The 14,812-nt window shown below is 62.6% G+C and carries 6 protein-coding genes; 5 read left to right on the forward strand and 1 reads right to left on the reverse strand.

Annotated features, from left to right (window positions below):
* Window positions 1-90: 90 nt before the first annotated feature.
* Window positions 91-591, reverse strand: coding sequence for a PAS domain-containing protein (locus tag GTA51_RS11990; RefSeq protein WP_160961388.1), 501 nt, complete (start codon window positions 589-591; stop codon window positions 91-93).
* A gap of 761 nt (window positions 592-1,352) precedes the next feature.
* On the opposite strand from GTA51_RS11990, the gene GTA51_RS11995 reads away from it, so the two are divergent.
* The 5 genes from GTA51_RS11995 (at window position 1,353) to GTA51_RS12015 (ending at window position 14,728) form a co-directional block, all read left to right on the forward strand.
* Window positions 1,353-1,649 carry a DUF883 family protein gene (locus GTA51_RS11995; RefSeq protein ID WP_160961389.1) on the forward strand — a complete coding sequence of 99 codons (297 nt, stop codon included), beginning with the start codon at window positions 1,353-1,355 and terminating at the stop codon, window positions 1,647-1,649.
* 98 nt (window positions 1,650-1,747) lie between these two features.
* On the forward strand, window positions 1,748-2,176 hold the full coding sequence (locus tag GTA51_RS12000) for a hypothetical protein (protein WP_160961391.1): 429 nt from the start codon (window positions 1,748-1,750) through the stop codon (window positions 2,174-2,176).
* A 161-nt stretch (window positions 2,177-2,337) separates the two neighbouring features.
* Window positions 2,338-2,925: a hypothetical protein gene (locus GTA51_RS12005; RefSeq protein ID WP_160961393.1), complete on the forward strand. Its 588-nt coding sequence runs from the start codon at window positions 2,338-2,340 to the stop codon at window positions 2,923-2,925.
* A gap of 304 nt (window positions 2,926-3,229) precedes the next feature.
* Window positions 3,230-11,923: a glycoside hydrolase family 94 protein gene (locus GTA51_RS12010; protein WP_170300335.1), complete on the forward strand. Its 8,694-nt coding sequence runs from the start codon at window positions 3,230-3,232 to the stop codon at window positions 11,921-11,923.
* Between the two features lie 417 nt (window positions 11,924-12,340).
* Entirely contained in the window at window positions 12,341-14,728 is a 2,388-nt protein-coding gene (locus GTA51_RS12015; RefSeq protein WP_160961394.1) for a bacteriohemerythrin, read from the forward strand.
* Window positions 14,729-14,812 lie beyond the last annotated feature (84 nt).

The following is a 14,812-nucleotide window of genomic DNA, read 5'->3' on the forward strand; positions in this document are numbered from 1 at the left end:
TTGAACTTGATGTCATGGCAATTTATGCCATTTTTTCAAAATTGATCGCCTAAGTGGAAAGGCATCATGAGCTTGCACCAGTTGTCGCTTTCAGGCGTCAAGCCTTTTCTTAGCCGGACAGTAATGTCGGGCGGCAACAAGATCCTGGGTTCTTTCCTTGGTTATTAAGCGGTCATTTACCTTGTTTTGTTCAATGTGTGTTATGTCTTCAGCAGAGATAATGATGAGTTGCGTGTGGATGTCTGTCTTGTGAACAACGCGCGCGCTTAAACGCATGGTCGTCAGCTCGGACGATGCGTGTTTATAGGCGATATCAAGCGAGTGGAATTTTGATTTTGTCGTCAGCGCGCGTTGGAGAAATTCCTGAAGGTTGTTGCAGTCCAATTGCTGGTTGCCAAGCCCAAGGAGGGGCTTTCCTTCAGTCTCAAGCTGGGTGACTTTAAAAAGTTTGTAAAAGGATTCGTTGGCTTTTAAGACGACAAGATCAGAATTCAAGACCGCTAACGGGCCACAGATCGAGTTGATGATACTGCCCACAGCCTCAATAACGCTCTGTAGCTTTTCTGTACTATTTTCAGAAGTTTGCTTCATGGTGGCAGCTTATGCTTTCTGCTAGGTTGAAGATTACACGGCAGAAAACAGGAGTGTTTGCGCATGTGTATGGAGATAAAGAAAGCCATACCACGTCACTCTACCCCATAATTGAAATTTTGCCAGCGAAAAAGCCGCCTTTTTGCATTAATTCTTAAAAAGGGTCCTGCGGGCTTTGAGCCGCTTGGTTTTATGGCGGCTTGGCAAGGTCACGGGGGGAGCGATCCCGCGTGGCCTGATTGCAGCTGGGCCGGGGGGGAAGGACGGTGGTGCAGGCGGGCAGGTTCGGATCAAGCGCCTGCCCGTTCTGCACGCGGTTTGACCGAAGGGGAGAGGCCCGCCCGCTCATTCTGCGCGGGGGTTGGCCGGGGGGAGAGGTCCGCCCGGCGATGCTGCACGCGGTTTGGAAGGGTTGTTCTGGCCGGCCCGCCCGGCGCTCCCCACCCGGGTTCCCGCAAGCCGGCCCCTCCCGCGAGCGTGGCACGCGCTCTGATGATCTCCAGAAGTCCCAGGGTATTGTGCGTCATTGCGGGTGCTTTTTTTGTAGCAGTTCAATTGAATTCAAAATTATTGATCCTGTTGATTGATTTGATCTTGTTAAATAAGAACGGTGCGTTGCGATAAATATTTTAAGAGTTGTAAAAAAGATGCTTATTACCCTCGACAGTTTCAATTTTGGAGTGCTATTGTTTGCTAAGTTCCTCAATTTCGCATTTTGGTTTTGAGGCAATATTTGCAACAAAATACAAGGAGTGTGTCATATGGCGCATATACAAGATGTCTCCAGGTCCGTTAGTAGGGAGCTGCATCACCTCGTCAACCAGGCTCAGGCCCTTGTCGATGCGACGGCCGGGGAGCAGGAAGCCCGGATCCTGGCTGCCCGCGATGCTCTCTCTGAACGCCTGGAATCGGCCAAAAACACGTTTCACCGGGTTGAAGACCGTTTTCTGGACAAGGTTTCGGCCGCAGACGCGGTTGTCCACGCCAAGCCGTATTACGCCATGGGCGGTGCCTGCCTTGGCGGTTTGCTGCTCGGCTGGCTGTTGGCCAGGAAATAACGCGCGAGGCTGCTGTCCTGCCGCCGTGCGGTGGCAGCACCCTCAGGTATCGCGCAAGAATGCTGCCCACGGCAGCCGAAACACTGCGGAGGTTTGACGTGATGCATCGTCTGATTCTTATTGCCCTGACCCTTGTCTGTCTCAATGCTGCCGCAGCCTTTGCCGGCGGCCCCAATTCCTTCCAATGTATCCGTCCTGACGGCTCGGTGGTGTGTACGGTCAATGCTCCGTCCGGCGATCCGAGCACCATCTGCAACCGCAATTGCGAGGCCTGCAACCTTACCTGCGTGGCCAGGCAGCATGTGGTCCGGGACGGCAACAGGCTGATGGTAAATCCTGAAACGCCCGGGGCGGCCCAGCCCAATCAACTGGATGCCCCGCGCGCTGAAACACCGCAGTTTTGCAAGCAGCAACTGCGCCAATGCACGAATGATTGCCGTTCCGATCCCAATAACAGATCAAGGTTTAACGTAAACGCCTGTATCTCAAGTTGTAAGAGCACCTATTCCGGTTGCGGCAGGCGATAACAATACCTGGATGGCCCGGCGTCAGCCCCCTGCGAAAAGACCCGGCCTGTCGGTCGGCAGGACAATGGTCTCAATGCGTTGGGGCAGGGACGCCGGCCGACAGCTCACGGTAACAGGCCTGGGCCTTTGCCGGGCCACACGTTGCCAACAAGAGGCAATACATGAAAAGCAACACGCTTCGAATGCCATATCTGTTGGGATCGCTTGCGATCCTGGCTCTGGTCGTCGCTTCCGGCTGTGTCCGCAGGACAGCGCTCCCGCCGGATGCCGCCAACACCGTGGCCGCTTACCCGAGCGAACGGGCCATGATCGTCCATCGGGGCGACGAAGGGCAGCGCCTGTATTATCGGGATGGCAACGGCAAGATTTATTACCTCGATCAGGCGGGGAGTCCCGTAATCGTTGAGAGAAATATGCGGGTCGAGCGCGGCAAGGCCGGGATGTATTATATCCTGGACGAAGACAATGTAACCTATTCCACCAATGAGTACGGAAGGCTCTATTATCGGGATACTTCCGGCCGGGATATCTTTCTGGAAGACGCTGACGCGGGCAAGGTCATTGATCCGTTGCCCCTTCTGAGCGGGGGAGTTTATCCGAGAGTCGAACAGGCGCGCAGTCTGGAGTATTGCAACAAGCAATGGAGAACGTGCACGGCGCGGTGTTATGACCCGTCCGGTCTGGGAAATAGGCGAAGCTGTCTCGAGAATTGCGACTACCAACGCGAGCAATGTCTCAAGCCGTACTGACGCTGCGACGATGGCGCTGTCTGTAAGCGCCATCGTCCTTGCACTGATTGAAAAGGAGTGCTGCGTGTAGCGGATCACAATGTTGGTGTTTGTATCAACTTGTGATTCTTTGCTAATTTGTTTTCTGAATTTCTATACGTGCCGCTTAAAAAAAGCGGAAATGTTAAATAAGCATATTCTCTCGAGTTGGTTCGTGACGCCCGAGACGCGCTTCGGGTCAACAACTACCTGCCGATGATCTTTGCAAGCATCAAATGAGGAATCAGTGGCGCTTCGGATCCCGGATTCGATCAAGGAAACCACCATGAGCATTAAGGATTTTGGATCGGCTACACGGGCCCGCCACGCCCTGCGAAACGATAAGAATACCGAATTGCTGCGTTCTGAGCTTTTAAGCCTTAACCAGCTTGCGCTCCATGCCGCCAAATTGGCCGGACTGCACAATATCGACCCCCACTCTGGACCGGATATGCTCTTGCCGCGGCTGGCCGACAACGCCCGGGTGCTGCGGGCGGCGTACGCTGTCGTCACCGAGGCGGCCACCGAGGGCGGGCGGATCGTACCGGCCGAAGCCTGGCTTTTGGACAACTTCTATCTGATCGAGCAGCAGATCGGGCTGGCCCGGCGGCATCTGCCGCGCGGGTACAGCCGCCAATTGCCCCGGCTGGCCACCGGGCCGTTGACCGGATTTCCCCGCATCTACGATCTGGCCCTGGAACTCATTTCGCACATGGACGGGCGCATCGACAACGACAACGCCACCCAGTTCGTGGCCGCCTATCAGACCGTCGAACCGTTGACCCTGGGCGAATTGTGGGCTTTTCCGATCATGCTGCAATTGGCGGTTTTGGAAAATCTGCGCCGCGTGGGGCTGCGCATCGCCAAACGCCGCGAGGAACGCGACGCGGCCGTTGTCTGGGCGGATCGGATGCTGGCCACGGCGGAAAAGGAGCCGAAAAAACTCATCCTGCTCCTGGCGGAGTTTGCCAACGCCGATGTGCCGCTGACCGCTCCCTTTGTGGAGGAATTCCACTCCAGGCTCCAGGCCCAGGGCGCTTCCATGGCCTTTATCCAGACCTGGGTGGCCCAAAAGCTCCTCGAACAAGGCGTCACCGCCACCCAGCTCTCGGAAGCGGCCGGCCGCACCGCGGCAACCATCCAGCTTTCCATCGCCAACAGCATCGGCAGCCTGCGGTTTATCGGAGCCATGGATTGGCGGGAATACGTCGAATCCTTAAGCGTTGTGGAACAAACGCTGCGGGAAGACCCGGCCGGGATGCACGCGCTTCAGGATTTTGCCACCCGCGACCGCTACCGGCATGTTGTTGAAAACGTCGCCCGGGGCAGTACGCACAGCGAGCCGGCCGTGGCGCGTCAGGCCATCGCCCTGGCCCGGGCTGCGGCCCAGCGGTCCGGGGCCGGCGACCGGTCGGCCCATGTCGGCTACTATCTGCTCGATGCCGGACGCCCCGGCCTGGAGTGCGCCGTCGGCAGCCGTGTGTCCGTCAAGTCGCTGGCGGCTCGGCTGAGCCGCACCAGCCGCTTGCTCTGCTACCTCGGCGGCATCGCCCTTTTGACCGCCGTGGCGACCTGGGCCATTCTCGGCACGTTTGACCGCTTTGCACCCGGCGACTGGCGGTACTGGCTGGCTGCCCTGACCGGCCTGCTCGGCGGTTCGGCCCTGGCCGTCCCGCTGGTCAACCTCGCGGCCACCCTGGCCTTGTCGCCGCGCCCGCTGCCCCGGTTGGATTTTTCCAAAGGCATCCCGCTTGAGGCGCGCACCATGGTGGTTGTCCCCACCTTGCTTTCCTCCCTAAATGATATTGATATTCTGCTTGAAGCTCTGGAAATCCGGTATCTTGGCAACCGCGATGCCAATCTCTTTTTTGCCCTGCTGACAGATTTTCCCGACGCCGACGTGCGAACGCTGCCCGGTGACGCTGCGGTGCTGGCTGCCGCCCGTGCGGCGGTTACGGCGCTCAATGCCACCTACCGCGAGGATCGGCCCTGCATCTTTTACCTGTTGCACCGCCCCCGGGTGTTTAATGCCTACGAACAGACCTGGATGGGCTTTGAGCGCAAGCGCGGCAAGCTGGAGCAGTTTAACGCCGTGTTGCGCGGCGAGGCCGCCTCGGCTTTTTCCGAGATCGTAGGCGACGCTTCCCTCTTTGGTTCCATCCGCTACGCCATCACCCTGGATACCGACACCCAGTTGCCCCGCGACGCGGCCCGGGCTTTGGTTGGCAACATGGCCCATCCGCTCAACCGCCCGGTCTACGATGCGGCCAAGGGCCGGGTGGTCGAGGGCTACGCCATCCTGCAACCCCGCGTCTCCATCAGCCTGACCAGCGCCGGCCAGTCGCGTTTTTCCAGGCTCTACGCCGGCGAAGCCGGTATCGACCCCTACACCCGCGAAGTCTCCGACGCCTACCAGGACATTTTCGGCGAAGGCTCGTTTATCGGCAAGGGCATCTACGACGTGGACGCTTTCCGGCTGGCCGTGGACGGCCGTTTCCCGGAAAACCGCATCCTCAGCCACGATCTGCTGGAGAGCGGCTACGCCCGTTCGGCCCTGGTCACCGACGTGGACCTGATCGAAGAGCATCCGGCCAGTTACGCCGCCGATGCCAGCCGTCGCCACCGCTGGATACGCGGCGACTGGCAGTTGATCGACTGGCTGTTGCCGCGTGTACCCGGGCCTTGCGGACCCAATGGGGCACAAACGCAACGGCGAGGCAATCCGCTGACAGCCCTGTCGGTGTGGAAGCTGTGCGATAATTTGCGCCGCAGCCTCATTGCGCCGGCGCTGTGCGCTTTGCTCGGCGTCGGCTGGCTCCTTGGCCCGGGTCCGGCCTGGGTGTGGACCTTGGCGGTCCTGACCGTGGTCTTTTTGCCGAGCCTGCCCGCAATCGCCATCGGGCTGTTGTGCAAGCCCGAGGAACGCTCCTGGACGGCCCATGTGGGCCAGACCGGCAAGGCAGCCGTCCGGCCGCTTTTGCTGGCGCTCTTGACCCTGGCCTTTTTGCCCTACGAGGCGCTGCTCAGCCTGGACGCCATTGCCGGCTCGGGCCTGCGCCAGCTTTTCACCCGGCGCGGACTGCTTCTGTGGCACGGCCCGGCCTATGCCAACCGAAACGCCCGTCAGACGCTGGCCGATTATTGCCTGGAGTTCTGGTTTGCGCCGGTCCTGGCCGCGACCCTGGCCCTGGCGGTATTTTTCGAGCGGCCGGCGGCCTGGCCGGCCAGCCTCCCCATCCTGCTCCTGTGGTTTGTCGCCCCGGCCCTCGCCTGGTGGATCAGCCAGCCCCTGGCCGCCCCGAAGCAGGTGCTCTCGCCGGACCAGCGGCTGTTTCTGCGCAGTGCCGCCCGCCGCACCTGGCGCTATTTCGCGGACTTTGTCACCGCGAAGGACAACTGGCTGCCACCGGACAATTTCCAGGAATACCCGACGGCCATGCTTGCCTCGCGCACCTCGCCGACCAACATCGGCATGGCCCTGCTGGCCAATCAGGCGGCCTACGATTTCGGCTATCTGTGCGCCGGGGAGTTTTTAACGCGGACGGAAAACACCCTGTCGGCCATGGAAAAGCTGCGGCGGTACCGGGGCCATTTCTACAACTGGTACGACACCCGGACGCTGGCCCCCTTGCGGCCGCAATATGTCTCGACGGTGGACAGCGGCAATCTGGCCGGCTGTCTGCTCACCTTGCAGGCCGGGCTTGCCGAGGTCAAAGAGCAGCCGGTGTTTTCGCCGGCCGCGATTCGCGGGCTTTTTGACACCCTGGGGCTGTTGGCCGAACAGGCCCCGACGGCGCGCGCCGGGGTGATGGCCGGTCAAATCGGGCAGTTGCATGACAGGTTGCGAACGTGTTGCGACAATGGTCCGGTGCGCTCGCTGGGTGACGCAAAGGCGCTCCTGGCCTCCCTGAGCGGCCTGAGCGGCGCGTTGGCGGCCGGGCTGGCCGCAGACGCGTCCGTGGACGGCGAACTGGGCTACTGGGTCCGGGCTTTTGACGATCAGGTTCGCGCCCTGCTGGAAGAGTTGGAGCTGCTGTCCCCGGGGCCGGGCCGGCCGGGCGGCATTGCGACCCTGACCGCCCTGGCCCAGGAGGATGCGGCAGCGGCCAAAACCCCGGCCGCACAAGGGAGTGGGGCACCCAACGCCGCTGCTCTGCCCCGGGCCAAGGCCGCCATGGAGCGGCTTGGCCGCATCGACGCACTGGTGGGCCGCTGTCGGGAACTGGCGGTCATGGATTTTGAATTCCTCTACGATACGACGCGCGATCTGCTGGCCATCGGCTACGACGTCGGGGAGCGCCGCCGCGATCCGTCCTGTTACGATCTACTCGCTTCGGAAGCCCGGCTCACCAGCTTTTTGCTCATCGCCGAAGGGCAGGCCCCGCAAAAGCACTGGTTTTCCCTGGGCCGCCTGCTGACGAGCCACGGCGGCGACCCGAGCCTTATTTCCTGGAGCGGCTCGATGTTTGAGTATCTCATGCCCCAGCTCGTCATGCCGGCCTATGCCAACACCCTGCTGGATCATACCTGCAAGGCCGCGGTGTCGCGCCAGATCGAATACGGCCGCCAACGGGCCGTCCCCTGGGGCATATCCGAATCCTGCTACAATGCCGTGGACGTGGACCAAGTCTATCAATACCGGGCCTTTGGCGTGCCGGGGCTGGGCTTTAAGCGCGGCCTTGGCGACGATCTGGTCATCGCCCCCTATGCCAGCGCCCTGGCCCTGCTGGTGGCCCCTGGTGAGGCCTGTCGCAATCTGGAACGGCTGGCTGCCGAGGGGTTCCTTGGCCGGCAAGGCTTTTTCGAGGCCGTGGACTACACGCCCAGCCGCGTCCCCCGGGGCAAACACTATGCCGTGGTGCGGGCGTTTATGGCCCACCACCAGGGCATGAGCCTGCTGTCCTTTGCCCAGGCCCTTTTAGGGGAGCCCATGCAGCGGCGCTTTTTGTCCTTCCCTTTCATTCGGGCCACCGAATCGCTGTTGCAGGAACGCGTGCCCAAGGATGGGGCGACCATCAATCCCCATGCCGCCGAAGTCAGCGCCAGCGCCCATCCCCCGGTGACGGAAGCAGGCTCGATCATGCGCGTTTTCACCAAACCCGATACGCCCCTGCCAGAGGTGCATCTGCTCTCCAACGGCCGCTACCATGTCATGGCCACCAACGCCGGCGGCAGCTACAGCCGCTGGCATGATCTGGCCGTCACCCGGTGGCGCGAGGATGCCACGGCCGATTCCTGGGGCACGTTTATTTATCTGCGCGATACCGACACCGGCCGCTACTGGTCCACCACCCACCAGCCGACGCTGCACCCGGCCGAGTCCTTTGAAACGGCCTTTGTCCAGGCCAGGGCCGAATACCGCCGCCAGGATCAGGCCATCGAGACCCATACCGAGCTGAGCGTCTCCCCGGAGGATGACGTCGAGATCCGGCGGGTCACCCTGACCAACCTGTCCTCGCGCACCCGGCATATCGAGATGACCAGTTACGCCGAAGTCGTCATGGCCCCGCAAAACGCCGATCTGGCCCACCGGGCCTTTAGCAACCTGTTTGTAACGACCGAAATCCTGCCCGACCGGCAGGCTATCCTGTGCACCCGCCGTCGGCGCACGCCAGAGGAACACACGCCGTGGCTGTTCCATCTGTTTGCCGCCCCGGGCATGGAGGTCAGCGATCCGTCCTTTGAGACGGACCGGGCCGCCTTTATCGGCCGGGGGCGCACCCCGGCCAATCCCCTGGCCCTGGACGCCGTCAACGGTCCGGCCGCGCTATCCAATACCGCCGGTTCGGTCCTTGACCCCATCGTCGCCATCCGGCGTACCGTCACCTTGCCTCCTGACGCCTCGGCCACGGTGCAGATCATTTCCGGCGTGGCCGAGACGCGCGAGGCAGCCCTGGCCGTGATCGAGAAATACGGCGACCGCCACTTTGTCGAACGGGCCTTTGAAATGGCCTGGTTTCAGAGCCAGGAAGTGCTGCGCCGGCTTGGCGCCAGCGAAGCCGATGCCCAGATCTACGGCCGGCTGGCCACCTCGGTGGTCTTTGGCAACGGCCTGCGCCGGGCAGCGCCCAGTGTTATCGCCCGCAACCAGTTGGGCCAGTCGGGACTGTGGCGCTTTGCCGTTTCCGGCGATCTGCCGATCATCCTGGTGCGCATCGGCGATATTGAGCGCATCGATCTGATCCGGCAGATGCTTCAGGCCCACGCCTATTGGCGGATGAAGGGCCTGGCCTCGGATCTGGTGATTATCAACGAGGATTTTTCGGGTTACCGGGCCGTGCTCCACGACCGGATCATGGGGCTTTTGCACGCCGGGCCTGAAGCGGCCATTCTGGATACCCCCGGAGGTGTTTTCGTGCGCCGCGCCGAGGAACTCTCGGAAGAGGACCGGGTGCTCTTTCAAACCGTGGCCCGGGTCGTGGTGACTGATTCCGCCGAGACCCTGGCCGAGCAGGTGGAACGCCGCAGCCCGGCCGGGCGTCTGCCCCAGCCGCTTAACATGCTGACCCGGCAGCCTGTTGAACGGGTCTGGCAGTTGGGGGCGCGTCAGCGCATTTTCGATAATGGCCTGGGCGGCTTTACGCCTGACGGGCGCGAATATGTCGTCATGCTCGAACCAGGGCAGACCACACCCGCGCCCTGGGCCAACGTCATCGCCAGTCCGCACATCGGCACGGTGGTCAGCGAGTGCGGCAGCGCCTATACCTGGGCGCAAAACGCCCACGAATTCCGTCTGACCGCCTGGCACAACGACCCGGTCAGCGATGTCAGCGGCGAAGCCCTGTATCTGCGCGATGAAGCCACCGGGACCTTCTGGTCGCCAACGGGCCTCCCGGCCCCTGGCCGGTCCGGGACGGTCTGCCGGCACGGCTTTGGCTACAGCGTGTTCGAGCACGACGAAGCCGGCATCTCCTCGGAACTCTCCATCTATGTGGCCATGGACGCGCCGGTCAAATTCATGGTGTTTAAGCTGCGCAACCATTCCAGGCGGGCGCGCCGCCTGTCGCTGACCGGCTACTTCGAACTGGTGCTCGGGGAATGGCGGCACGCCAACCTGCTGCACATCGTTACCGAAAAAGATCCTCTGACCCAGGCGCTGTTCGCCCGCAATGCCTACGGCCGGGAATGCGGCGGCCGCATCGTCTTTGCCCAGGCCAGCGAGGGACAGCGGTCGGTGACCGGCAACCGGACCGAATTTCTCGGTCGCAACGGTACCCAGGCCAATCCCGCCGCCCTGGGGCGCACCGCGCTGTCCGGCAACACCGGGGCCGGCTTTGACCCGTGCGCCGCCATCCAGACCCGGATCGAACTGGACGAGGGCGAGGAGCGCGAGGTGGTGTTTCTCCTGGGTGCTGCCCGGGACAACGACGAAGCCCGGTATTTCATCGAACGTTTCGGCGGCCCGGCCGGGGCGCGTGGGGCCTTGGAGGCCGTCTGGGAGCACTGGAACCGGACACTGGGCACCATCAATGTGGAAACCCCTGATCCGGCGCTGGACGTGCTGGCCAATGGCTGGCTTGTCTACCAGACCCTGTCCTGCCGGTTGTGGGGGCGCAGCGGCTATTACCAGTCCGGCGGGGCGTACGGCTTTCGCGACCAGTTGCAAGACACCATGGCCCTGGTCCACGCCGCACCGCACCTTGCCCGCGAGCAGCTCCTGCGCTGCGCCGGCCGGCAGTTTTTCCAGGGCGACGTGCAGCATTGGTGGCATCCGCCCAACGGCCAGGGCGTGCGCACCCATTTCTCCGACGACTATCTGTGGCTCCCGTATGCCACCAGCCGTTACGTGCTGACCACCGGGGACACCGGGGTTCTGGACGAGCCGGTGGCCTTTCTGGAGGGGCGCGAACTCGATCCCAACGAGGAGGCCTATTACGACCAGCCCCAGCGTTCGTCGGAAACGGCCAGCCTCTATGAGCATTGCGCCCGGGCCATACGGCACGGGCTGCGTTTCGGCGTCCACGGCCTGCCGCTTATGGGCTGCGGCGACTGGAACGACGGCATGAACCGGGTCGGCCAGGAAGGGCGGGGGGAAAGCGTCTGGCTGGCCTTTTTCCTCTACGAGAACCTAAACCTGTTTGCCACCTTGGCCCTGCGTCGTGGGGATGCCGTCCTGGCCGAAACCTGCCTTGGGCAGGCGTCCCAGCTTCGCGACAACATCGAGGGCCAGGCCTGGGACGGGGAGTGGTACCGCCGGGCCTACTTCGACGACGGGACGCCGCTGGGTTCGGCGGAAAACCCGGAATGCCAGATCGACTCCATCAGCCAGAGCTGGGCTGTTCTCTCGGGGGCCGGCGATCCCGGGCGGTGCAGGCAGGCCATGGCGGCGGTGGATGCGCGGCTGGTGTCACGCCCGGACGGACTGGTCAAACTGCTGGCCCCGCCCTTTGACACCTCAAGCCTGGAGCCGGGCTACATCAAGGGCTATGTGCCCGGTGTGCGGGAAAACGGCGGACAATACACCCATGCCGCCATCTGGGCGGCCATGGCCCTGGCCGGGCTTGGCGAGCGGGAGCGGGCCTGGGAACTCTTTGCCATGCTCAGTCCCGTGGGGCATGGGGACAGCCCGGAAAAGGTCGCCCGTTACAAGGTCGAGCCCTATGTCATGAGTGCCGACCTCTATGCCGCGCCGCCGCATACCGGCCGGGGCGGTTGGACGTGGTACACTGGTGCGGCCGGCTGGATGTACCGGCTGACCGTGGAAACACTGCTTGGGCTGAGCCTGGAAGTGGACCGCCTGCGCCTTACGCCCTGTCTGCCGGCCCATTGGGATTCCTATAAGATCCACTACCGCTACCGCAACACGGTCTACCACGTAACGGTTGGGCGCAGCCAAGGGCAAACAGGGCCAGACATGCAGGTGCGTCTCGACGGCGTGCTGCTTGAATCCGTCGGCCAAAGCGGGGATGAGACCGCCTATGCCCTGATTCCGTTGGCTGACGACCGCCAGGAACACGTTGTTGCAGTGGAAGTGCATTAACGATCTGACGCGCCTGGGTGTCCGGGCTCGTCGGTGGTTGTGCAAAACACCATCAGGCTGGCGCGCGTCAGTTGATGGGTGCGATGTTTGCCGCAGCAACTCCATTCGTCTGTCTTGTATCTGCAACAATTCCCAGACATTGTTTTTTTGTTCTTGACAATTGTGGTGGGAAATCCCGATGCTGCGACGGCTGCGCTGGGATTTCCCCTGCCCCGGCGGTGGGGCGACCGATTTCGAGTAAGGCTGCTGGGGTGCGGATCGTTGCCCGCCAAGGACGTTATTATACGGCGAAACCTTTCCGACCAGTAATAAAGAACCTAAAAAGTTCGTTGACTTGGCAGAAATGCCGTGCTGGAACAGCACGGTGCCGGCGGGGTTCTTGTTTTGTGTCGGCGTATCTACCAAGGAGTCTCTTTCATGACCATACGTGCCCAACTCCTCGCTTCGCTGGGAGTGCTTTTTCTCGTTGTTCTCCTGATGTTCGGTGCCACCTGGTCGATCACCAGCCAGCAAAAGGCCGATGGTCTGATTATCAACCTGGCCGGACGCCAGCGCATGCTGGTGCAACAAATCGCCAAGGATGTTCTGGCCTATGCCCATCAGGCCAAGGCCGGGGCCGGTGCGGCCTCCCTGCCTGACGAAATTCGTAAACGGGTGGGGAAATTAAACGCCACCCAGAGCCTGCTGACCAAGGGCGGCACCTACACCAACGGCCAGACCTTCACCATTGCAGCGCCCAGCCGGGAAGCCGCCGGGTTGCTGGAAGAAGCCAGCCGCCTGGCCAAGCCCTTTGAAACCGAAGTGGAGACTATCCTGGCCAAGGGCGACGGCGCGTCGGCAGATCGGCTGGCAGCGGCCGCCGAAGTTGTCGTGGCGGCCCAGGACAAGGCTGTGGCCCGGCTGCAAACCGAAACCGAAGGCTGCGTAGCCACGCTTATGACCATTCAGGCCGGGGGCATGGGCGTATGCATCCTGGTTTTCCTGGCTGTGCTGGTGCTGCTCGGCCGCAGGCTGAACCAGCCGCTGGCCAGACTGCGCGCCTATGCCGAGGCCGTGGCCGGCGGCAATCTCAAGGCCGCGCCAGCCGGCGTCTATCCCCCGGAACTGGCCGTTGTGCGCGACGCCCTGGCCCGCATGGTGGCTTCACTGGAGGCCAAGATGGCCGAGGTGGACGGCAAAAGCCGCGAAGCCGAGCGCCATGCCGCCGAGGCTGAGCGCGCCCTGGCCGGGGTCAAGGAGCAGGAAGCCCGCACGGCCGAAGTGCTGGCCCGCCTCAATGATGGCGCAGCCAAGGCCCGGGCGGTTTCCGAGAGTGTCATGGAGCAATCCGGGAGCCTGCTTGGCCGCATCGAGCATGTGGGGCAGGGGGCCGGGCAGCAGCGCGACCGCATGATGGACACGGCCACGGCCATGGAGGAGATGAACGCCACCGTGCTCGAAGTGGCCCGGAACGCCTCCAGCGCCGCCACCAGCGCGTCTGAAGCCAAGGACAAGGCGGTCATCGGCGCGACCGGCGTGCGTTCGGCCGTGGAGTCCATCGAGTCCATCCGCCAGCGCATCCTGGAACTCAAGGAATCCATGACCCGCCTTGGTCGGCAGGCCGACAGCATCGGGCATATCATGAACGTCATTTCCGACATCGCCGACCAGACCAATCTGCTGGCCTTAAACGCCGCCATCGAGGCGGCCCGGGCCGGGGATGCCGGACGCGGCTTTGCCGTGGTGGCCGACGAAGTGCGCAAATTGGCGGAAAAGACCATGACCGCCACCAAGGAAGTGGGTGACGCCGTGGTGTCCATCCAGGGGCAGGCCCGGGAGAATATCGCTGCGGTCGAGTCCGCTGCCACCGGTATTGAAGAAAGCACCCGGGCGGCCGCTGCTTCCGGGCGTTTTATGGAAGAGATCGTGGGCATTGTCGATTCCACCGCGGCCCAGGTGGAGTCCATTGCCACGGCGTCTGAAGAACAGTCTGCCACCTCGGAGGAGATCAACCGGGCGGTGGAGGAAGTCAACGGCATTGCCCGGGAGACAGCCGAGGGCACGGCCGTGGCCGTCGAGTCCCTGGCGGTCCTTACGGACCTGTCCCATGAGCTCGACGCCATCATTCGCCAGATGACCGGGGAGGCCGCTGCTCCGGCGCGCGCCGTGGTTGCCCGGCCGGCCGCGACCAAATCGCTTGTTGCTTCCCGGTCACCCGCAGCCAAGGCTCTGCCGGCGGCGCGGCCGGTCGCTGCCAAGGCATTGCCGGCAGCGCGGCCTCTCCCGGCCCGGCCAAAGCCCGCCGCCAAGCCTGCGGGCAAGGCGGCCAACGCGCCCAGGGCTTTGCCGCCCCACAGTGCTTCTGCCGCCAAACCGGCCGGCAGCAACGGCGGCTCGCCCGGGGTCTGCTCCATCGGCGGCAGCCTGTTGCAGTGGGATGAATCTTTGGCCACGGGCCTGAGCGAAGTCGACCGGCAACATCAGGTGTTGGTTTCGATGATCTGCGATCTGCACGAAGCCATGCGGTCGGGCAAAGGCAAGGCCCAGTTGGAAACCATCATCAGCGAGCTGTCGGACTACGCGGTGGATCACTTCGGCTACGAGGAAAAGCTCATGGAGCAGTACAAGTACCCGGGGTATCTCAACCACCGCAAAGAGCATGTCGCGTTCGTGGACAAGGTCATCGCCTTTGGCAACGATTTCCGGGAGAACCGGGCCGCCTTGACCACCGAGGTCATGAACTTTTTGAAAAACTGGCTGGTCGGCCACATCAAGGGGACGGACCAGAAGTACGCGCCGTTTTTTATTGAACGCGGCGTCAAATAACCATCAGATTCCCCAGGCAAAAAGCCCGGATCGCCAAGGCGGTCCGGGCTTTTTTTCTTCAGTCCGCCTCCAGGCGGTTGCCGT

The sequence above is a fragment of the Solidesulfovibrio aerotolerans genome (genome assembly GCF_009856865.1).
GTDB classification, from domain to species: Bacteria; Desulfobacterota; Desulfovibrionia; order Desulfovibrionales; family Desulfovibrionaceae; genus Solidesulfovibrio; species Solidesulfovibrio aerotolerans.

What these genes read in the sequence shown, in the direction of transcription:
- GTA51_RS11990 (WP_160961388.1), bottom strand. Translation starts at nt 591, where the DNA reads ATGAAGCAAACTTCTGAAAATAGTACAGAAAAGCTACAGAGCGTTATT.
- GTA51_RS11995 (WP_160961389.1), top strand. Translation starts at nt 1,353, where the DNA reads ATGGCGCATATACAAGATGTCTCCAGGTCCGTTAGTAGGGAGCTGCAT.
- GTA51_RS12005 (WP_160961393.1), top strand. Translation starts at nt 2,338, where the DNA reads ATGAAAAGCAACACGCTTCGAATGCCATATCTGTTGGGATCGCTTGCG.
- GTA51_RS12010 (WP_170300335.1), top strand. Translation starts at nt 3,230, where the DNA reads ATGAGCATTAAGGATTTTGGATCGGCTACACGGGCCCGCCACGCCCTG.
- GTA51_RS12015 (WP_160961394.1), top strand. Translation starts at nt 12,341, where the DNA reads ATGACCATACGTGCCCAACTCCTCGCTTCGCTGGGAGTGCTTTTTCTC.